Origin of the sequence: Kitasatospora sp. NPDC048296, from assembly GCF_043201815.1 — a bacterium.
In the GTDB taxonomy this organism is placed as follows: Bacteria; Actinomycetota; Actinomycetes; order Streptomycetales; family Streptomycetaceae; genus Kitasatospora.
The window spans coordinates 104,864-124,213 of sequence record NZ_JBICZB010000011.1; the positions used below are offsets into that span (position 1 = coordinate 104,864).

At 70.8% G+C, this 19,350-nt stretch carries 16 protein-coding genes and 1 pseudogene; 6 read left to right on the forward strand and 11 right to left on the reverse strand.

Annotation, left to right across the window (positions count from 1 at the left end; genetic code table 11):
* Positions 1 to 197: 197 nt before the first annotated feature.
* From ACGF12_RS09980 to ACGF12_RS09990, 3 genes are all read left to right on the forward strand, one after another.
* A complete protein-coding gene (locus ACGF12_RS09980) occupies positions 198 to 659 on the forward strand; it encodes a hypothetical protein (protein ID WP_393027756.1) in 462 nt (153 codons plus the stop codon).
* A gap of 104 nt (positions 660 to 763) precedes the next feature.
* Positions 764 to 2,089: a UDP-glucose dehydrogenase family protein gene (locus tag ACGF12_RS09985; protein WP_393027758.1), complete on the forward strand. Its 1,326-nt coding sequence runs from the start codon at positions 764 to 766 to the stop codon at positions 2,087 to 2,089.
* Positions 2,090 to 2,109: 20 nt separating this feature from the next.
* The gene (locus ACGF12_RS09990; RefSeq protein ID WP_393027759.1) at positions 2,110 to 2,439 is read left to right on the forward strand and encodes a MazG-like family protein; all 330 of its coding nucleotides are present in this window, start codon (positions 2,110 to 2,112) and stop codon (positions 2,437 to 2,439) included.
* Positions 2,440 to 2,542: 103 nt separating this feature from the next.
* Here ACGF12_RS09990 and ACGF12_RS09995 read toward each other — a convergent pair whose 3' ends face one another.
* Entirely contained in the window at positions 2,543 to 4,174 is a 1,632-nt protein-coding gene (locus tag ACGF12_RS09995; RefSeq protein WP_393027761.1) for an alkaline phosphatase family protein, read from the reverse strand.
* On the opposite strand from ACGF12_RS09995, the pseudogene ACGF12_RS10000 reads away from it, so the two are divergent.
* Positions 4,113 to 5,742 (forward strand): annotated as a pseudogene (locus ACGF12_RS10000) (IS200/IS605 family accessory protein TnpB-related protein). The gene ACGF12_RS09995 and the pseudogene ACGF12_RS10000 sit on opposite strands and share 62 nt — an antisense overlap.
* On the opposite strand, the gene ACGF12_RS10005 reads toward ACGF12_RS10000, so the two are convergent.
* Positions 5,739 to 5,993, reverse strand: coding sequence for a hypothetical protein (locus tag ACGF12_RS10005; protein WP_393027763.1), 255 nt, complete (start codon positions 5,991 to 5,993; stop codon positions 5,739 to 5,741). The pseudogene ACGF12_RS10000 and the gene ACGF12_RS10005 overlap by 4 nt on opposite strands.
* Before the next feature lie 268 nt (positions 5,994 to 6,261).
* Complete coding sequence (locus tag ACGF12_RS10010; protein WP_393027765.1) at positions 6,262 to 6,555, reverse strand: hypothetical protein; 294 nt, start codon at positions 6,553 to 6,555, stop codon at positions 6,262 to 6,264.
* 94 nt (positions 6,556 to 6,649) lie between these two features.
* Between ACGF12_RS10010 and holA the strand changes: the two genes are divergently transcribed.
* Positions 6,650 to 7,648 (forward strand): DNA polymerase III subunit delta, encoded by a 999-nt coding sequence (gene holA, locus ACGF12_RS10015; protein ID WP_393027767.1) that lies wholly within the window; start codon positions 6,650 to 6,652, stop codon positions 7,646 to 7,648.
* A gap of 19 nt (positions 7,649 to 7,667) precedes the next feature.
* Here holA and ACGF12_RS10020 read toward each other — a convergent pair whose 3' ends face one another.
* The 4 genes from ACGF12_RS10020 to ACGF12_RS10035 all read right to left on the reverse strand — a co-directional run bounded on the left by ACGF12_RS10020 (position 7,668) and on the right by ACGF12_RS10035 (position 11,051).
* Positions 7,668 to 8,582, reverse strand: a complete 915-nt coding sequence (locus tag ACGF12_RS10020) for a hypothetical protein (protein ID WP_393027768.1) — start codon at positions 8,580 to 8,582, stop codon at positions 7,668 to 7,670.
* A gap of 285 nt (positions 8,583 to 8,867) precedes the next feature.
* Positions 8,868 to 9,137, reverse strand: a complete 270-nt coding sequence (gene rpsT, locus ACGF12_RS10025; RefSeq protein WP_196951699.1) for a 30S ribosomal protein S20 — start codon at positions 9,135 to 9,137, stop codon at positions 8,868 to 8,870.
* Positions 9,138 to 9,273: 136 nt separating this feature from the next.
* On the reverse strand, positions 9,274 to 10,713 hold the full coding sequence (locus ACGF12_RS10030) for an acyltransferase family protein (RefSeq protein ID WP_393027770.1): 1,440 nt from the start codon (positions 10,711 to 10,713) through the stop codon (positions 9,274 to 9,276).
* A gap of 32 nt (positions 10,714 to 10,745) precedes the next feature.
* Positions 10,746 to 11,051: an antibiotic biosynthesis monooxygenase family protein gene (locus ACGF12_RS10035; protein WP_393027772.1), complete on the reverse strand. Its 306-nt coding sequence runs from the start codon at positions 11,049 to 11,051 to the stop codon at positions 10,746 to 10,748.
* Positions 11,052 to 11,240: 189 nt separating this feature from the next.
* Between ACGF12_RS10035 and lepA the strand changes: the two genes are divergently transcribed.
* Positions 11,241 to 13,109, forward strand: coding sequence for a translation elongation factor 4 (gene lepA / locus ACGF12_RS10040; RefSeq protein ID WP_393027774.1), 1,869 nt, complete (start codon positions 11,241 to 11,243; stop codon positions 13,107 to 13,109).
* Positions 13,110 to 13,196: 87 nt separating this feature from the next.
* On the opposite strand, the gene ACGF12_RS10045 is transcribed toward lepA, so the two are convergent.
* From ACGF12_RS10045 to ACGF12_RS10060, 4 genes are all read right to left on the reverse strand, one after another.
* Positions 13,197 to 14,279 (reverse strand): NAD(P)/FAD-dependent oxidoreductase, encoded by a 1,083-nt coding sequence (locus ACGF12_RS10045; RefSeq protein ID WP_393027776.1) that lies wholly within the window; start codon positions 14,277 to 14,279, stop codon positions 13,197 to 13,199.
* Positions 14,280 to 14,392: 113 nt separating this feature from the next.
* Complete coding sequence (gene sigJ, locus ACGF12_RS10050; RefSeq protein WP_393027778.1) at positions 14,393 to 15,298, reverse strand: RNA polymerase sigma factor SigJ; 906 nt, start codon at positions 15,296 to 15,298, stop codon at positions 14,393 to 14,395.
* A 133-nt stretch (positions 15,299 to 15,431) separates the two neighbouring features.
* Positions 15,432 to 17,330 carry an ABC transporter ATP-binding protein gene (locus tag ACGF12_RS10055; RefSeq protein WP_393027810.1) on the reverse strand — a complete coding sequence of 633 codons (1,899 nt, stop codon included), beginning with the start codon at positions 17,328 to 17,330 and terminating at the stop codon, positions 15,432 to 15,434.
* A gap of 98 nt (positions 17,331 to 17,428) precedes the next feature.
* Complete coding sequence (locus ACGF12_RS10060) at positions 17,429 to 19,162, reverse strand: ABC transporter ATP-binding protein (protein WP_393027780.1); 1,734 nt, start codon at positions 19,160 to 19,162, stop codon at positions 17,429 to 17,431.
* Between the last annotated feature and the right edge of the window lie 188 nt (positions 19,163 to 19,350).

Below are 19,350 nucleotides of genomic sequence, written 5' to 3' on the forward strand. Positions count from 1 at the left end.
CTCGGGGTGGGGGCTTTGGTGGGGGTGGTGGGGGTGGGGGGGTGGGGGGGGTGGGGGGGCGACGGCAAGACCGTGGGGGGGGGGCGCCGGCCCCCCGCCCCCCCCCCCCGCCGCTCGAAAAGCTTTCTTCTCCCAACGCCCTGACGCAGTCCCACGCCTTCACCCTGAGTCCCGGGGCTGACGCGCTGGTGCCGGAGATGCTGCTCGGCGCCGACACCAAGGCGCCTGACTTGGTCACCATGTTCCGCGCGTGCTTCCTCGCCGAACCGACGCCCGCGCACCACGCGCTCAAGGCCCTTCACGCCGCCGGTCACATGGTCGGCCCGGTGATCACGCACAACTTCGACACCCTCCCGGCGCGGGCTGGGCTGCACGAGGTATTCGTACGTCGCTACGACCAGAAGATCCCGCCGGTGCCGTTGCTGCCCGAGGCTCGGTCCCTGTTGGTCGTCGGCCTGCACGCCGACCGGCGCGCGGTCCAGCAACGCGCCCGCGAGACGGGCATGCGCATCTTCTTCGTGGACCCCGAAGGGCTGGTGGAGAACGGCGCCTTCAAGCCTTACCCGATCGAGGGAGCCCGCACCGGCGACGTCGTCGTTCGTCAGCTGGCGATCCCGGCCCTGCTCCGCCTGTGCGAGCTGCTGAACGTCACGGTGTGACTTGTCGTCATATAGCAGTCGGATGGCCCGCATCGGGCCGGTAGCGTCGCGGGAGCGCACTCACTCGTGCGCCCCGCGACCACTCCACTTCGACAAGGATCAAGATGCGCGTTTCGGTGATCGGCTGCGGCCACCTCGGCATCCCCCACGCCGCCGGGATGGCCCACCTCGGCCACGAAGTCCTGGGCGTCGATCTCGACGCCGACAAGATCGGCCGGCTCAACCAGGGCGAAGCCCCGATCTTCGAAGCCGGACTGCCCGAACTGCTCACGAAGCACACCGGCTCGGGGCAACTGCGGTTCACGACCAGCATCACCGAGGCCGCCGCGTTCGCCGACGTGCACTTCCTCGCGGTCGGAACGCCGATCGACGCCGACGGCCGATCCTACGACTCCGGACAGGTCTTCGGCGCCGCCCGCGCGCTCGCGCCGCACCTGACACGGCCGTGCGCGATCATCGGGAAGTCGACCGTCACCGTCGGCACCACCGCCCGCCTGACCCGGCTCGCTCAGCGTCTCGCCCCGGCCGGCGAAAGGGTGCAGGTGGTGTGGAATCCCGAGTTCTTGCGCGAGGGCCACGCCGTCGAAGACACCCTGCGACCGGACCGGCTTGTGGTCGGGCTGACTAGTCCCGACGCTGAAGCCGTCGTGCGCGAGGTGTTCGCGCCGATCCTCGCCGACGGTTGCCCGCTGTTCGTCACCACCCCGGAGACGGCCGAACTGATCAAGGGCGCCGCGAACACCTTCCTTGGCCTCAAGGTGTCGTTCATCAATGCCGTGGCCGACATGTGCACCGCCGCTGGCGCCGACGTGATCACGCTGGTGCAGGCCCTCGGCATGGACCCGCGCATCGGTGCCGGTGGCTTGCAGCCCGGCATCGGCTACGGCGGCGGCTGCCTGCCCAAGGACGTTAGGGCATTCACCGCTTCCGCCGCCCACCTCGGCGCCGACGACGCGGCCGAGCTGCTGCGAGCGGCCGAGCGCATCAACGAGAACCGGCCGCGCGCCGCTGCCGACCTGATCGAATCCCACCTGGCACGGCCCCTGAGGGGCGCCCAGATTGCCATGTGGGGTGCGTCCTTCAAGGCTGGCACCAACGACGTCCGGGAATCCCCGGCGCTCGCCCTCGCATCGCTGCTGCATACCCGAGGCGCGCAGGTCACCGTCCACGACCCGCACGCCAACGCGACTGCGACCGTCCGACACCCCGAACTCGACTACGCCGACACCCACGCCGACGCCTGCCAGCAGGCGGATGCGGTCGTGATCGGCACCGAGTGGCCGCAGTTCCGCGCAGCCAACCCCGCTGAGCTCCGGCCGCTGGTGAACAACCCGCTCGTCATCGACCTGCGGAACATCCTGGACGCCGAATTGTGGCGCACCCACGGATGGACCGTCCATCAGCTCGGTCGGCCCCAACCCACCGTGTAACCGCAGAAAGGATCACCACCATGGAAGACCTCTTCGACTCGATCGAGAACCTGTCGGCCGTGTGCCGCGCCGCCGGCGCGGATCTGGAGCCGGAGGAGTTGAAGGCCCTGCAGGTCGGCAAGGTCGCCGAGGAAGCGGGCGAGGCCATGCACGCCCTGCACGGCCTCAAGGGGCTCACCACCTGCACCGACGACCACACGTGGGCCGAGGTGCAGAACGACCTGACCGGTGCCGTCATCGCCGCCGTGATCGCCATGCATTACATCGATCCCAATGGTTGGCGGCAGACCTTCGGAGAGATCTTCCACCACCGCACCCGCAGGGGGCGCGAGACGGCGTCCGCAACCTGACCCGATTGCGGCGCGCTCCGGGCAGGCCCGGAGCGCGCCGCGAAGAAGCATCACCGGCCTGGGGACGAGGTGCGGGGAGTGGACGATTGCGGGACCGGAGGGGTCAGCGGGTCGGCAGCACCCGGGTGTGCTCCTCGCGGACGGCCTGGAGCGCGTTGGGCTTGAGGCCGAGGAGCTTCAGGATGGTCGGCGCGATCTGCTTGGTCTCGACCTTCTCGTCCTGGCGGACACCGCCCGGGGTGGCGGCGCCGGAGACGACCAGCGGCACGTTCAGGTCGTCGGCGTGGGCACCGCCGTGCTCGGCGATCTTGCTGCCGCCGGTGTAGACGACGCCGTACTGCGCGACGCCGACGACGTCCGGCACGCGGGCGTCGCCCGGCGTGACGTGGAAGTGGTCGGCGGCCTCCTCGCCGGCGTAGATCTTCTCGACGCCGCTGTGGGTGAAGGGGCGGGCCTTGCCGTTGATGTCGACGCCGGTGCCGCTCTGCGCCAGCAGGTAGTTCTTGGCGAACTCGGTGGCGGCCGCGGAGCGGTCGTTCAGCCAGAGCAGCACGCCGTCGTCGTCGACCGCGTGGGCGACCAGGTCGCCGGCGCCCGGGTGGGCGGCCTTCCAGGCGGCGTTGAGGCCGTCCAGCAGCGGGCCGTCGTCGATCCGGTTGAGCGCGGTCGGGTCGATCGGGGACTGGCCGTGCTTGGCCGAGAGGATCACGGTGGTGGAGCCGTCCAGGTGCTGCTTGCGCAGCTCCTCGGTCAGCGCGCCGAGCTGCTGGTCGACGAACTCCAGGTTCTTCTCGACCAGCGGACCGGGCACGCCCTTGCTGACGTAGCCGCCCTGGAGGCCCTGGGAGCTCTTGAGCTTCTGCGCGGTGGAGACCGACTGGAAGTTCAGGCCGAACACCGCCGGGGTGCCGACCTGCTCCGAACGGCTGTGGTCGTAGCCGTCGATCTCGTTGAGGACGGCCTGCACCTTGTACGAGTCGTACTGCTCGGTGGCCTTGTTGTCCTTGGTCCAGTCGCCGTTGTACCCGGTCGCGTTGCTGTTGATCTCCGGGGTGAAGAGGTCCTGGATGCCCTCGCCCGAGGGGCCGTTGAGGATGTCGTAGGCGGCGTGCTTGTCCGACCACGCCGTGCGCAGACCGGCCTGACGGGCCACCTCGAAGACGGTGTTCACCTGGAGGTAGGAGTGCGGGTGGACCGGCTTGCAGGTGCGCGGGTCGACCGGCAGCTTGGCCGGGTTGAGCAGGGTTTGCGGCCGGCCGGTCATCTGCAGGATGGAGCCGGGCAGGCCGGCGAGGCCCTGGCCGGCGTCGAGCGCGTCCTGGTTCTTGTCCAGGTCCTCGGTGAGGTCCACCTCGACACCGGGCTTGACGCCCTTGCCGTCGGTGGTGCCGGCCAGGAGCAGCGCGGCGTTGTAGGTGTCGTCGTAGTAGACGCCGGTGGTGCCCGGGCCGCCGTCGGTCAGCTGGGCGACCATGCCGGGGAAGGAGTCCGAGGGGTGGTGAACCGTTGGCAGCTGAGTGTTGTTGAGTGTTCTTTGGTGTTCATGAGTGACTTTGCCGGTTTCTGCTGAAGTGTTGTCGAGAAGGTTTCGCTTCTCCTGTTTCGGGCTGCTGGTGCTGCCAGGCGTGTCAGCATGTGCGTGGTCGAAGGATTCACGAGGGCGGAGGGGCGGGGTGGCGGTGTTGCGGCAGATTGCTCGGCCGTTCGTCGTCGACGCTGTATCAGGTGTGTGCATCCGGGACCGGCTCAAGGGCCTGACCGCCGAGGACGACGCAGTGCTGCGTTTGGTCGGCGGACACCTCGGTTCCCTTGCCTCGCGGGATCTGGCCCGGCGCGTCGCCGACGGCCTGGAGCACGCGAGCGAGACCTGGGCAGTCCGCAGGCGGGACCTCACCCCGCAGTCGTCGTCGCGCTGGGCCGGGTCCATCACGAAGGCCACGCACGACCAGTGGGGCCTGTCGCGCCGCGCAGTGGCAGCACCTGCAGGGACTCGCCGCGGGGATCGCCGGGATCCGCCACCGCCTCGCGCTGCCGATTGGCGAGAAGGGCACCAAACGGCAGCCCGGCGGGTACCGCTCGCGCCGGGAATGGCACGCCCAGTCGCGCCGCCTGGCGCATCTGGAGCGCGAGTACGGGCGGGTGAGGGCCGACCACGAGGCTGGCCGGGTGACGGTGGTGCGCGGCGGCCGCAAACTCCTGAACACCCGCCACAACTTGGACGCGGCGGAGAAGTCGCAGGAGCAGTGGCGTGGGGAGTGGGAAGCCGCCCGCTGGTTCCTCGCCGCTGACGGCGAGTCCGGCAAGCGGTACGGGAACGAAACGATCCGCGTCACTGCCGACGGGCAAGTGTCGATCAGGCTTCCGGCTCCCCTTGCCGAACACGCGAACGCCCGGCACGGCCGGTACGTCCTCGCTGCGAAGGTGAACTTTCCGTACCGGGGCGAGGAGTGGCGCGACCGCATCGAAACGAACCGAGCCGTCGCCTACCGCATCCATCTTGATACCACGTCCGGGCGCTGGTACCTCGACGCCTCGTGGACCCGCAAAGACCTCCCGGTCCTCCCACTCGACACCCTTCGCGCCCAGGGCGTCATCGGAGTGGACACCAACGCCGACCACCTCGCCGCCTGGCACCTGGACGCCCACGGCAACCCCATGGGCGCACCCCGCCGCTTCGACTACGACATGACCGGGTCGGCCGACCACCGCGACGCCCAGCTGCGCCACGCGCTCACCCGTCTCTTGCACTGGGCGCGGGACACGGGCGTGCTGGCCATCGCGATCGAGGATCTGGACTTCACCGACTCCAGGACGCGGGAGAAACACGGCCGCAAGAAGCGGTTCCGGCAGCTGATCTCCGGCATCCCGACCGGCAAGCTCCGCGCGCGCCTGCTGTCGATGTGCGCGGAAGCCGGCATCGGCGTGATCGCCGTCGATCCCGCATACACCAGCATGTGGGGCGCCGAGCACTGGCAAGAGCCCCTCACCACCACAAACCGCAAGACCAGCCGACACGCCGCCGCTTCGGTGGCCATCGGCAGACGCGCCCTCGGGCACCGGATCAGGCGACGGACGGCACCGCCCTGCCAGCACCAGAGCGATGCTGGCAGGCATCGGACCACCCAGGCCCGACCCGGTGCCCGGGGGAGCGAGGGAAACCGCCCCCGCGTACCCGGACCACGGACACGATCCGGCGGTGCTGAACGCGGCAGGAACGCGGTGGACCAGAACGCCCAACACCGTTCGGGGCGTTCGGCTGAGCAAGGGTTCTGGCAACAGGACTCACTCCCGCTCAGTCTTTAGGAACGGTTGGTGGTGCTCGCGTGGGTGTACTCGACACCGCCGCGGACCAGCCGGGCCAGCGCCGACTGCGGGTGCTCGGCCACGAACCGGGCCAGGTCCGACTGGTGCAGGCCGTCGACGGAGACCAGCAGCACGTGCTTCGCGTGGGCGCCGCGGCCCTCCTCGGCGGCGGCCGCCTGGGCGACGGTGGATCCGGCCAGCACACCGGCGGCGCCGAGGGTGGCGGCCAGCCGGACATAACGACGGGTCACGGAGACTTCTGCGGAGGGGGAAGTGGCTGTGGCGGTGCCGTCCTAGGTTCAGAGGGCTCGGTATACCGGCGGCGGCGGAGACATGAACAGTGCTTAACCCCTGTGCGGAGAGATCCGGGAATTCGCTGAATCTCATCAACTGGACGCTCTGCCAAGGGGATTGGTGTGCATGCGCAGTCAATCGGGTGGCGGTGTGCTCCGAGCGGGAGAGCGGAGCACACTGCGCCGGAGGGGTGGTGGGGTCCGCGCCGGAGGGGTGGTGCCGGGGTCAGGCCTCCTCGCGCCAGCCTTCGTAGGAGGTGGCGAGGGTGTCGAGGGCGTGGAGCAGGGCGGGGGTCCAGCCGTCGGCAGGGGGGTCGAGGACGACGAGCCACTGGGCGTCCTCGGCGTCGTCCTCGCCGGCCAGGGCGTCGCGGACGATCTCCAGCTCGCCGAGGTCCGGGAGATCGGCGCGGAGTTCCTCGGCGGCCTCGTCGGCGGCGTCGCGGTCGGGCAGGACGAGCAGCTGGCGGACGAAGGGGTCGTTGACGTCCGGGAGGTCGGTGGCGTGGTTCTCGGTCACCGCGCCATTGTCCAGGTCGGGCGGGTCGGTCGATCGGTCCGGGGGCCGGTCGGGCGGCCGGGAGTGTCCGCGCCGCGTGGGATGCTGGTAGGCGATGGCCAGGAAGAGTGCACCCGACGACCTGCTCGCCCCGCTGACCCTCGCGGTCGGCCAGGAAGAGCTGCTGCTGGACCGCGCGGTCGCCCAGGTGGTGGCCGCGGCGAAGGCGGCGGACCCGGACACCGACGTACGGGACCTGCCGCCCGGCGGGCTGCAGCCCGGCAGCCTGGCCGAGCTGACCACGCCGTCGCTGTTCGCCGAGCGCAAGGTGATCGTGGTCCGGGCCGCCCAGGACCTCTCCGCCGACTCGGTGAAGGAGGTCAAGGCGTACATCGAGGCCCCGGCCGAAGAAGTGATCATGGTGCTGGTGCACGCCGGCGGCGCCAAGGGCAAGGGCCTGCTGGACGCCGGTCGAAAGGCGGGCGGGCGCGAGGTGGCCTGCGCCAAGCTGGCCAAGGCGAGCGAGCGGCTGGCCTTCGTCAAGGGCGAGTTCCGCACGTTGGGCCGCTCCGCGACCCCGGAGGCCTGCCAGGCGCTGCTGGACGCGCTCGGCAGCGATCTGCGCGAGCTGGCGGCCGCGTGCAGCCAGCTGACCTCGGACGTCGAGGGCACGATCGACGAGACGGTGGTGGCCCGCTACTACAGCGGCCGGGCCGAGGCGACCGGCTTCGAGGTGGCCGACCTGGCCGTCACCGGCCGGGCCGCGGAGGCGCTGGAGCGGCTGCGCTGGGCGCTGGCCGTCGGGCAGCCGCCGACCGGCATCACCTACGCGCTGGCCTCCGGCGTGCGCAGCATCGGGCGGCTGGCGACCACCGGGCGGAACATGCGTCCGGCCGATCTGGCCCGCGAGTTGGGCATGCCGCCGTGGAAGGTCGACCGGGTCCGCCAGCAGATGCGCGGCTGGACCGGTGACGCGGTGGCCACCGCGCTGACCGCGATCGCCCAGGCCGACGCCGCCGTCAAGGGCGGCTCGGACGACCCGGCCTTCGCCCTGGAGCGCGCGGTGGTCGCCGTCGCCCGGGCCGCCCGGGCCGGCTCCCGCCCCGCCTACTGACGGTTCGGGGCGCTTCGCGCTACTTGCGCATGGCCCGTACGGCGTTGTCGGCGTCGGTCTGCAGCATGTTGCGGAGGTCGTCCATGGATGGCGGGGTGGCCTTCCCCTGGGTGTAGTTGGCGCTGTAGGTGATGTAGTACGTCATCCCGCCGTCGCGGATGTCCACCTCGGCGTAGATGTCGTGGTACTTGTCCGAGCCGTCGTCCTTGTACACGAAGTACGCCTCCTCGCCGATCCCCGTGATGTTGGTGATCTGGTAGCCGCGCGACCGGTAGACCTCCTTGTTGGCCGAGAGCTCGGGCGCGGGGTTCACCGCCTTGTGCAGGTCGGCGCGCATGTAGACCGAGGCGTACTCGCTGTCGCTGTCGCCGCCGGTCCGCTTGAGCGACATCGAGCAGTTCATGCTGTCCAGGGCCGGGTTCCGGTCGGTGTGGTGGGACGGCGAGGTGCTGCTCGTGGTGACCGAGTACTTCTCCAGCAGCCGGGCGGGCTTCCCGGTGGCGCAGAGGTCGTCCGACAGGTGGTAGCTGCCGAGACTGCGCGGCGAGGAGTCGGTGCTGACCATGCCCGGGATGACCGTCACGGCGGTGGCCCAGCCGGCCGAGGCGAGCACCGCGCCGACGAAGGCCCAGACGGCGTTGCGGCGCAGGTTGCCCCCGGAGCGGCTCCCGGAGCCGCCTCCGGCCGGTCCGCCGGTGGGAACAGCCCCGGAGAAGGCCGAAGGAGCAGCCCCGGGAACGGCCGCCCCCGGTGCGGCGGGCAGCCCGGGCGGCGGACCGAAACCGGTCGGAGCCTGCGAACCCGGCGCGGGCGCACCTGTCGAGACCGCCCCCGGCACCCCCGGCGTCTGCTGCGGGAACCCGTACCCCGGCCGGTTCGCTCCCTGCCCGGGTCCCTGCCCCGGTATCGGCCCCGGCGGCGGTGGAGTCGTCATGGAAGTCCCCCTCGTGACGGGCGCCCGGGGCGCTCCCCGCGCCTCGAACGCACCTCGGTCGCGCGTGACCGACCGACCATAGCGGCCGGAGCGGGAAACGCGACAGGCGCCGCAGTCGGCCTCTGGGGAAGAGACCGGCTGCGGCGCCTGTCGTACAGCTGGTGTGCACCGCACCCGCGTGGCGAACGCAGGCCGCGTGCGGTGCGAGTACCGCGCGCCTCAGGGTTCCGGGTAGAGGGCCGGGTCGTCCGAGGCGGTGGGGGCCGGAGCCCCCGGGGGGGGGTGTCAGGCCTGGGCGGCCGCGTTGACGCGCTTGGTGATGGCCGACTTCTTGTTGGCGGCCTGGTTGGCGTGGATGACGCCCTTGCTCACGGCCTTGTCCAGCGCCTTGGAGGCGGCGCGGGCCAGCACGACGGCCTTCTCGGTCTCGCCGGCGGCAGCGGCCTCACGGGCCTTGCGCAGAGCGGTCTTCAGCGAGGACTTGACGGCCTTGTTGCGCAGGCGCGCCTTCTCGTTGGTCTTGTTGCGCTTGATCTGGGACTTGATGTTCGCCACGAAGGAGCCTCAGTCTGTCTAAAAGGTATTGAACGGGCTGCACCCGAAGGCTGCGGTCAAGCTGAGAGGGCATGCCGAGGCCAGGTGCAGCAGCCCACGCTACCAGGGGCCGACCGCCCGCCCCAAACCGGCAGTCTCAGCGACCCGGCGGTACGGGGTCGAGGGTGACGGGAGCGGGGGTGGCGGAGCCGGGGGCGACGGGAGCGCCGACCGCCGGGGCAACCTGGGCGGGGACCGGGGTGCCGGTACCCCGGGCGTCGGCCGGGCCCCCGGTGTGCTGCTTGAGCCAGGTCAGGAACCGCCGTCCGAGCTTCTGGAACGGCACCTCGACCAGCCGGTACATCAGGTAGGCGGCCACGAGCGTGGCGGCCAGGAACGTCAGGGTGAAGAGGATCGCGAACCTGGTCGACGTCGGCGCCGGCGTCCCGAGGAAGAGCCACGGCATGCCGTGGAGCCAGTCCATGCCGTCGATGACCAGCCAGTGCAGCAGGTACACCGAGTAGCTGACGGTGCCCAGCCAGGTGAGCGCCTTCGGGAACCGCCGCTTCCTGAGCGCCATGCCCAGGACGAGCATGATCCAGGCCCCGGCGTAGGCGAAGGACCACGCCATCCAGCTGGTGGTCCAGGTCCGCCACAGTGCGTCCCCGTGGTTGTACATGCGCCCGCCGAGCACCCCGGCGAGGAAGACGAAGGCGCAGTAGGCGAAGGCCTGGATGCGGTCGATCTGGCCGTGCTCCGCGCGGTAGACGACGGTTCCGGCGAACATGGTCGCGAAGATCATCATCGTCTCGAACATGGCGGACCGGCTGCTGCCGAAGGCCAGCACCAACCCGAGCACGCCGAGCAGCAGGGCCCCGGTGCGGGTGAGCTGCGGGTTGCCGCTGATGGCGCAGAACAGGCCCATGGCCACCACGAGGCCGGCGGCCAGGATCAGGTTCTCGGTCGACAGGCCCTGCCTGGCCAGGTTCGCCGGGGTGAGCACCCCGCCGAGCAGGACCGCGCAGGTCGCGAAGCCCACCGCGATCGGTCCGCTCTGCCGGTGCTTGCGGAGCACGAAGAGGGCGGACACCAAGTAGTAGAAGACCATCTCGTAGGTGAGGCTCCACATGATGCTGATGGCGTTGGGCACGCCCAGCAGGTCCTGGAGCAGCAGGCCGTTGGCCCCCAGCGAGAGCAGCGGGTGCTCGAAGACCGCGCGGTCGATCATCTGGTTGTGTCCCGACGGCAGGATCACCAGCGCGGCGACGAAGCCCACGATGAGCGCCGGGTAGATCCGGAACACCCGGCCGACCCAGAACGCCTGCATGTCGCCCCGCCGTTCCAGGGAGGCGGGCACGATGTAGCCGCTGACCAGGAAGAACAGCATCACCCCGAACAGGCCGAGGTCGAAGTGGTGGGTCAGTGCCGTGCCGTGCGGGATGAAGAACCGCAGTCCGAAGTGGTGCAGGGCCACCGCGAGGGCGGCGAGGCCGCGCAGCGCGTCGAGCCAGCCGAGCCGTGTCTGGGCCGATTCGGCCTTGCTGTGCCGTCTTGTCCGCGCTCCGCGGGGCGCGCGGCTCAGTTCGATGCGTCTCACGGCTGGGCAGGTTAGCTTACGGATCGTGCCCGTTACGCGTCGAGTAGCGGCTCGCCGTAGTGCTCGACCTCCGGGAACGGTCGGTAGAACCGGTGCAGCAGCTCCCGCCACCGCTGGTACTCGGCCGAGCCGCGGAACCCCTCGGTGTGGTCGGCGAGCGTCTCCCACTCCACCTGGAGCAGGAAGCGCGAGCCGCGTCCCTCGTCGAGGCAGCGGCGCAGTTCCAGGGAGCGGAAGCCCCGCTGGACGGCGATCAGCGGACGGGCCTCGGCGAAGGCGGCGAGGAACTCCTCCTCCCGGCCGGGCAGGACGTCGAGCAGTGCGCTTTCCAGGATCACGAACGGCCATCCTGCCGCCTCAGGGCGTGCGGCGGAAGGCTCCGAGGTGCCCGAACGGCGTCCAGTGCCGCAGTCGTGGGAAGATGGGAGGAACTATTTCGATCGGACGAGACTGTCCGGTCCCCGGGATAGCCGGTCAGCGATGATCCGGACACCCCCGGCCCCGGACCAACGGAGAATCGGACCAAGGTGCCCGCGACCCCCAGCAATGTGCCAGAGCCCAGCCGTACCGACCCGGCGCTGATCCGCAACTTCTGCATCATCGCCCACATCGACCACGGCAAGTCGACGCTCGCAGACCGGATGCTGCAGATCACCGGCGTCGTCGACCCACGGCAGATGCGTGCCCAGTACCTCGACCGCATGGACATCGAGCGCGAGCGCGGCATCACCATCAAGTCGCAGGCGGTCCGCCTTCCGTGGGCCCCCAAGACCGGGCCGGACGCCGGGACGACGCACATCCTCAACATGATCGACACCCCGGGCCACGTGGACTTCACGTACGAGGTGTCCCGTTCCCTCGCGGCCTGCGAGGGCACCATCCTGGTGGTCGACGCGGCCCAGGGCATCGAGGCGCAGACCCTCGCCAACCTGTACCTGGCGCTGGAGAACGACCTCACGATCGTCCCGGTCCTGAACAAGATCGACCTGCCGGCCGCCCAGCCGGAGAAGTACGCCGCCGAGATCGCCCACATCATCGGCTGCGACCCCTCCGACGTGCTCCAGGTCAGTGCGAAGACCGGCCTCGGCGTCGAGGACCTGCTGGACCACATCGTCAACACCGTCCCGGCCCCGGTCGGTGTGGCGGACGCCCCGGCCCGCGCGATGATCTTCGACTCGGTGTACGACTCCTACCGCGGCGTGGTCACCTACGTCCGTGTCGTGGACGGTCAGCTCACCAAGCGCGAGCGCATCGCGATGATGTCCACCGGCGCCACCCACGAGCTGCTGGAGATCGGCGTCATCTCGCCCGAGCCGAAGGTCGCCGACGGCCTCGGCGTCGGCGAGGTGGGCTACATCATCACCGGCGTGAAGGACGTCCGGCAGTCCAAGGTCGGTGACACGATCACCTCGATGCACAAGGGTGCCACCGAGCCGCTCGGCGGCTACAAGGACCCGCGTCCGATGGTGTTCTCCGGCCTCTACCCGCTGGACGGCTCGGACTACCCGCTGCTGCGCGACGCCCTGGACAAGCTGCGCCTCAACGACGCCGCCCTGGTGTACGAGCCGGAGACCTCGGTCGCGCTCGGCTTCGGCTACCGCTGCGGCTTCCTCGGCCTGCTGCACCTGGAGATCATCCGGGAGCGCCTGGAGCGCGAGTTCAACCTCGACCTGATCTCCACCGCCCCGAACGTGGTCTACCGGGTGGTGATGGAGGACGGCACCGAGCACACCGTCACCAACCCGAGCGAGTTCCCGTCCGGCAAGATCTCCGAGGTCTACGAGCCGGTCGTGCGCGGCACCATCCTGGCGCCCAACGAGTTCGTCGGCGCGATCATGGAGCTCTGCCAGTCCCGCCGCGGCAGCCTCCAGGGCATGGACTACCTGTCCGAGGACCGGGTCGAGCTGCGCTACACCCTGCCGCTGGCCGAGATCGTCTTCGACTTCTTCGACCAGTTGAAGTCCAAGACCCGCGGCTACGCCTCGCTCGACTACGAGCCCATCGGCGAGCAGAGCGCGCAGCTGGTCAAGGTGGACATCCTGCTGCACGGCGACGCGGTGGACGCCTTCTCCGCGATCGTCCACAAGGACAAGGCCTACAGCTACGGCGTGATGATGGCCGGCAAGCTGCAGAAGCTCATCCCGCGCCAGCAGTTCGAGGTGCCGATCCAGGCCGCCATCGGCTCCCGGGTGATCGCCCGTGAGACGGTCCGCGCGATCCGCAAGGACGTCCTCGCCAAGTGCTACGGCGGTGACATCTCCCGTAAGCGGAAGCTGCTGGAGAAGCAGAAGGAAGGCAAGAAGCGGATGAAGATGGTCGGCAGCGTGGAGGTCCCGCAGGAGGCCTTCATCGCCGCGCTGTCCACCGACGCCGAGACGCCGAAGGACAAGAAGTAGCGGCGAGCGGCACCAGGAGGGCCCGGGCACCCGCCCGGGCCCTTCCGCGTTCGCGCAGGACGCCGTTCCCGCAGGACGCCCCGCTGGCTACTTGAGCGCGCCGAGGACGGCGCTGACGATCCCGGCCTTGGCCAGCCGTCCCGCGGTGCCGGTGAGGACGGTGGGCTTCATCGAGTCGTCCGGGTGGACCAGCTGCAGCAGCCCGTCCCGCCGACCGAGGCTCAGGCACTGCACGACGTACTTGAACGAGAACGGCTTCGAGGTGCGCCCGTCGAGCAGCCTGCCGACGTACTGGCCCTGCGGCAGCGCGGTGGCGCAGCCCATCCGCAGGGTGCCGACGCCGGGGACGGTGACCGCGGCGGCGTCGCCGATCACGTGGACGTCCGGGTGCGAGAGCGACCGCAGGTGGTCGTCGACCAGGGCCCGGCCGTGCTCGTCCACGGCCAGTCCGGCCTCGGCGGCCAGCGGGTGCGGCTCCATCGAGGCGGCCCACACGGTGAGGTCGGCCCCGATCGGGCCTGCGGTGGTGCGCAGCCCGTCCGGGGTGACCTCGGTGACGGTGGCGTTGTCGTGGACGGCGACGCCGAGCCGGTCGAGGACACGCCGGATGTGGGCGCGGCCCTTGGGTGAGTAGGTGCCGCCGACCTGCCCGGCCGTGACGATCCGCACCCGCCGGCCGGGGTGGGCCTCGGCGAGTTCGGTGGCCAGTTCGATGCCGGTGGCGCCGCCGCCGACGACGGCCAGGGTGCCGGGGCGGTCGGCCTCGTGGATCAGGCGCCGCACCTCGGCGGCGCGCTCCACGGGGTGGGCGTGCTCGGCGGCGCCGGGGACGCCGTGCCAGGCGGTGCGGCTGCCGAGGGCGTAGACCAGGGTGTCGTAGCCGAGGGTGGTGCCGTCGTCCAAGACGACCTCGTGTCCGGCCGGGTCGATGTCGACGGCCCGGGCCCGGCGGTGCTCGATCCGGCGGCCGCGGGCCAGTTCGCCGATGGCGGGCCAGTCGCGGCCGCGGCCGGCCGCGGTCTCGTGCTGGCGGATGCGGTGCAGGAGCCGCTCCTCGGGGGCGACCAGGGTGACGGTGTGGTGCCGTCCGGCGCCCTTGGCCGCGGTGAGTCCGGCGTACCCGGCGCCCAGTACGACGATCCGCTTGCCGGTGCTGGTGGTGCTGCTCATCTCGTCCGCCTCCTCGCGGGACCGCTCCGGTGGAGCGCTGTTCGGGAGGGGGACGACGCGGCCGGTCAGGATGTGACGGTGACCTGCGTCACAGGTTCGCGCGGGGCGTCGTGTCAGGAGGCCGTGACCGGGCTGATCCGAGTGAGCTTCTCGGGGTTGACCACGACGTACGCCTCGGAGATCCGCCCGTCGGCCAGGGCGAAGGCGACCACGCCGGTGACGGTGCCGGTGGCCTTCTCGTACCAGAGCAGGCCCGGCTCGCCGTTGACCGTCGCGTAGCCGAGCCCGAACTCGGGGGTGAACCACTTGTCCACCAGGCCGGCCACCAGCCGGGCCACCTTGTCGGCGCCGCGCACCGGGCGGGCGGCGGCGCGGACGATGCCGCCGCCGTCGGCGTGCCAGACCACGTCCGGGTCGAGGATCTCCATCAGGCCCAGGATGTCGCCCTTGGTGCAGGCGGAGGCGAACGCCTCGACGGCCCGGCGGTGCTCGGCCGGGTCGGCGTCGTCGGAGTGCCCGCCGCCGTCCTTGACCCGGCGGCGGGCCCGGGACGCGAGTTGGCGGGTGGCGTCGGGGGTGCGGTCCAGGGAGGCGGCGATGTCCTCGAAGCCGACCGCGAACACGTCGTGCAGCACGAGGGCGGCCCGCTCGGCCGGGCTGAGCTGCTCCAGGACGGCGAGCAGGGCGAGCGAGACGGACTCGCCGCGTTCGGCCAGCTCGGCGGGGGAGTCGGGGACGCTCGCGTAGGAGACGGACGGCTCCGGCAGCCACTCGCCGTAGTAGGCCTCGCGGCGGGCCCGGGCGGAGCCGAGCTGGTCGTAGCAGAGCCGGGTGACCACGGTGGTGAGGAAGGCGCGCGGGTCGGCGACGGCGGCGCGGTCGGCGGCCTGCCAGCGCAGCCAGGCGTCCTGGAGGACGTCCTCGGCGTCGGTGAAGGAGCCGAGCAGCCGGTAGGCGACCGAGCCCAGGTAGCGGCGGTTCGTCTCGAAGGCGTCGGGGGCTGCGGGCTGGGCGGTCACGGGAGTCACGGTAGCGAACGCCGCCGCCCGCTGCGAAGACCCGCCCGCTGCGAAGACCCGGGCGCGCGAAGGGCCGGGTGCGCGAAGGGCCGGGACGGGTGAGTCCCGTCCCGGCCCGTCACATGAGGCTGCGTCAGTCGACCTCGGCCACGGCCTCCGCGAACTGCGCCTGGTACAGCCGGGCGTACGCGCCGCCGCCGGCGATCAGCTCGTCGTGCGAGCCCTGCTCCACGATCGAGCCGTTCTCCATCACCAGGATCACGTCGGCGTCCCGGATGGTGGAGAGCCGGTGGGCGATCACGAAGCTGGTGCGGCCGGTGCGCAGCCGGGCCATGGCCCGCTGGATCAGCACCTCGGTACGGGTGTCGACCGAGCTGGTCGCCTCGTCCAGGACCAGGATGGACGGCTGGGCGAGGAACGCCCGGGCGATGGTGATCAGCTGCTTCTCGCCCGCGCTGACGCCGGTGCCCTCGTCGTCGAGGACGGTGTCGTAGCCGTCCGGCAGGGTGCGGACGAAGCGGTCGACGTGGGCGGCCCTGGCGGCCTCGACGACCTGCTCGCGGGTGGCGCCCTGGGCGCCGTAGGCGATGTTGTCGGCGATGGTGCCGCCGAACAGCCAGGTGTCCTGGAGCACCATGCCGATGCCCGAGCGCAGGTCCTCGCGGGACATCGCGGCGATGTCCACCCCGTCCAGGGTGATCCGCCCGCCGCTGACCTCGTAGAACCGCATCAGCAGGTTGACCATGGTGGTCTTGCCGGCGCCGGTGGGGCCGACGATGGCCACGGTCTGGCCGGGCTCGACCTTGAGCGAGAGGTCCTCGATGAGCGGCTTGTCCGGGTCGTAGCGGAAGGACACGTCCTGGAAGACGACCCGGCCGCGGACCGCGTCCGGCTTCTCGGGCATGGCCGGTTCGGGGCTCTGCTCGGGGGCGTCCAGCAGCTCGAAGACGCGCTCGGCGGAGGCGACCCCGGACTGCACCAGGTTGGCCATGCTGGCGACCTGGGTGAGCGGCTGGCTGAACTGCCGGGAGTACTGGATGAAGGCCTGCACGTCGCCGATGGACAGCGCGCCGCTGGCCACCCGCAGACCGCCGACGACCGCGACCAGAACGTACTGCAGGTTGCCGATCAGCATCATCGCGGGCTGGATGATCCCGGAGATGAACTGGGCCCGGAAGCTGGAGTGGAAGAGTGCCTCGTTGTGCTCGCGGAAGGTCTCGGCGGACTCGTGCTGCCGGCCGAACACCTTGACCAGGGTGTGGCCGGTGTACATCTCCTCGATGTGGGCGTTGAGTTGGCCGGTGGACTGCCACTGCTGGACGAACTGCGGCTGGGCCCGCTTGCCGACCTTGGCGGCGACGACCACCGACAGCGGCACCGAGACCAGCGCGATCACGGCGAGCAGCGGGGAGATCCAGCACATCATCGCCAGTACACCGACCACGGTGAGCAGCGAGTTGATCACCTGTCCCATGGTCTGCTGCATGGACTGGCCGATGTTGTCGATGTCGTTGGTGACCCGGCTGAGCACCTCGCCGCGCGGCTGCTTGTCGAAGTAACTCAGCGGCAGCCGGGCCAGTTTGGCCTCGACGTCCTGGCGCAGCCGGTAGCCGGCCGACTGGATCGCCTTGGTGGCCAGGCGGCCCTGGATGATGCCGAGGACGGCGGCGGCGACGTAGATGCCGAGCACCCAGAGCAGGATGGAGCCGATGGCGCCGAAGTCCATCCCGTGGCCGGGGGTGAAGTCGACCGCGGAGAGCAGGTCGGCGACGCCGCCCTCGCCGTGGGCGCGCAGCCCGGCGATGACATCGGTCTTGGAAGTGCCGGGCTGGAAGCGGGTGCCGACGACGCCGGCGAAGATCAGGTCGGTGGCCTTGCCGAGGATCTTGGGGGCGATGACGGCGCAGCCGATGCTGACCACGCCGAGCAGCAGGACGCCGATCAGCAGGGTGCGCTCGGGGCGCAGCAGGCCGAGCACGCGCTTGCCGGAGCCCTTGAAGTCCATGGACTTCTCGGCGCCCTGGCCGCCCATGAAGCGACCTGGTCCGGCCGGGCCGCGGCGGGCGGCGGCGGCCTGCGAGTCGCTGGGGAGTCTGTCCGCCGGCTTCCCGGCGGGCTTTCCGGGGCTGGTCACGCCGCCTCCTGCTCGGTGAGCTGGGAGAGCACGATCTCCCGGTACGTCGGGTTGTCTGCCATCAGTTCACGGTGGGTGCCGGTGCCGACGACCGCGCCCTCGTCGAGGACGATGATCTGGTCGGCGTCGCGGATGGTGGACACGCGCTGGGCGACGATCAGGACGGTGGCGTCGGCGGTCTCGTGGGCGAGGGCCTTGCGCAGCTTGGCGTCGGTGGCGTAGTCGAGCGCGGAGAAGGAGTCGTCGAAGAGGTAGACGTCGGGCTTGCGCACCAGCGCGCGGGCGATGGCCAGGCGCTGGCGCTGACCGCCGGAGACGTTGCTGCCGCCCTGGGCGATCGGGGCGTCCAGGCCCTCGGCCAGTTTCTCGACGAACTCCTTGGCCTGGGCGATCTCCAGGGCGTGCCAGAGCTCCTCGTCGGTGGCGTCGGGACGGCCGTAGCGCAGGTTGCTGGCGACGGTGCCGGAGAACAGGTACGGCTTCTGCGGGACGATGCCGACGCTCTCGGCGATCGCCTCGGGGGCGAGGTCGCGCACGTCCACGCCGTCCAGCAGAACCTGCCCGCCGGTGGCGTCGAAGAGCCGGGGGACGAGGCCGAGCAGGGTGGACTTGCCGCTGCCGGTGGAGCCGATGATGGCGGTGGTCTCGCCGGGGCGGGCGGTGAGGTCGATGCCGCGCAGCACCGAGGCCTCGGCGCCGGGGTAGCGGAAGTCGACGTCGCGCAGCTCCAGGTTGCCGCGGCGCAGCACCTCGGTGATCGGCGCGGACGGCGGGACGACGCTGGAGCTGGTGTCGAGGACCTCTTCGATGCGCTCGGCGCAGACCTCGGCGCGGGGCACCGTCATGAACATGAAGGTGGCCATCATGACGCTCATCAGGATCTGCAGCAGGTAGGAGAGGAAGGCGGTCAGCGCGCCGATCTGCATGTCGTGGCTGTCGATGCGGTGGGCGCCGAACCAGAGCACCGCGACGCTGGAGAGGTTCACGACCAGCATCACGGCCGGGAACATCACGGACATCAGTCGGCCGACGTGTCGGGCGACCTGGGTGAGGTCCTCGTTGGCGGTGGCGAAGCGGGCCTGCTCGTGGTCGTCCTTGACGAAGGCGCGGATCACCCGGATGCCAGTGATCTGCTCGCGCAGCACCCGGTTCACGGTGTCGATCTTCTTCTGCATGCTGCGGAACTGGGGCCGCAGCGCGCGGACCAGCAACGTGACGACGATGCCGAGCGCGGGGATGACGGCGAGCAGCAGGCCGGACAGCGGGACGTCCTGGTTGAGCGCCATGATGATGCCGCCGACGCACATGATCGGCGCGGCCACCATCAGGGTGAAGCTCATCAGGGCCAGCATCTGGACCTGCTGGACGTCGTTGGTGGTGCGGGTGATCAGGGAGGGCGCGCCGAACTCGCCGACCTCGCGGGCGGAGAAGCTCTGCACCCGGTCGAAGACGGCGGCCCGGAGGTCCCGGCCGAAGACCATCGCCGTGCGGGCGCCGAAGTAGACGGCGCCGATCGAGCAGAGGGCCTGGACCAGGGTGATGCCGATCATCACCGCGCCCACGCGCATGATGTAGCCGGTGTCGCCCTTGATTACGCCGCTGTCGATGATGTCGGCGTTGAGTGTCGGCAGGTAGAGCGCCGCGAGGGTGGACACCAGCTGAAGTACCACCAGCAAGGTGATCGGTCGGGAGTATGGGCGCAGGTACGCCCGGAGCAATCTGATCAGCACTGGCACACTCTTGTCGTCGCCGGTCGGGTTCGCACCCCAATTCTCGTTGTTCCGCGGCGTCGCACAGACGATTCGGGGGCTGTCCGGCTGAGGTTTGCCGGGCCTTTGCCAAGCCCTCCCGCGGATCCGGGTGGGTGCGGGCCGTCCGCGGGCCCCGCGCCCGGGCACCTGCGCCGCGACGCCGTGCC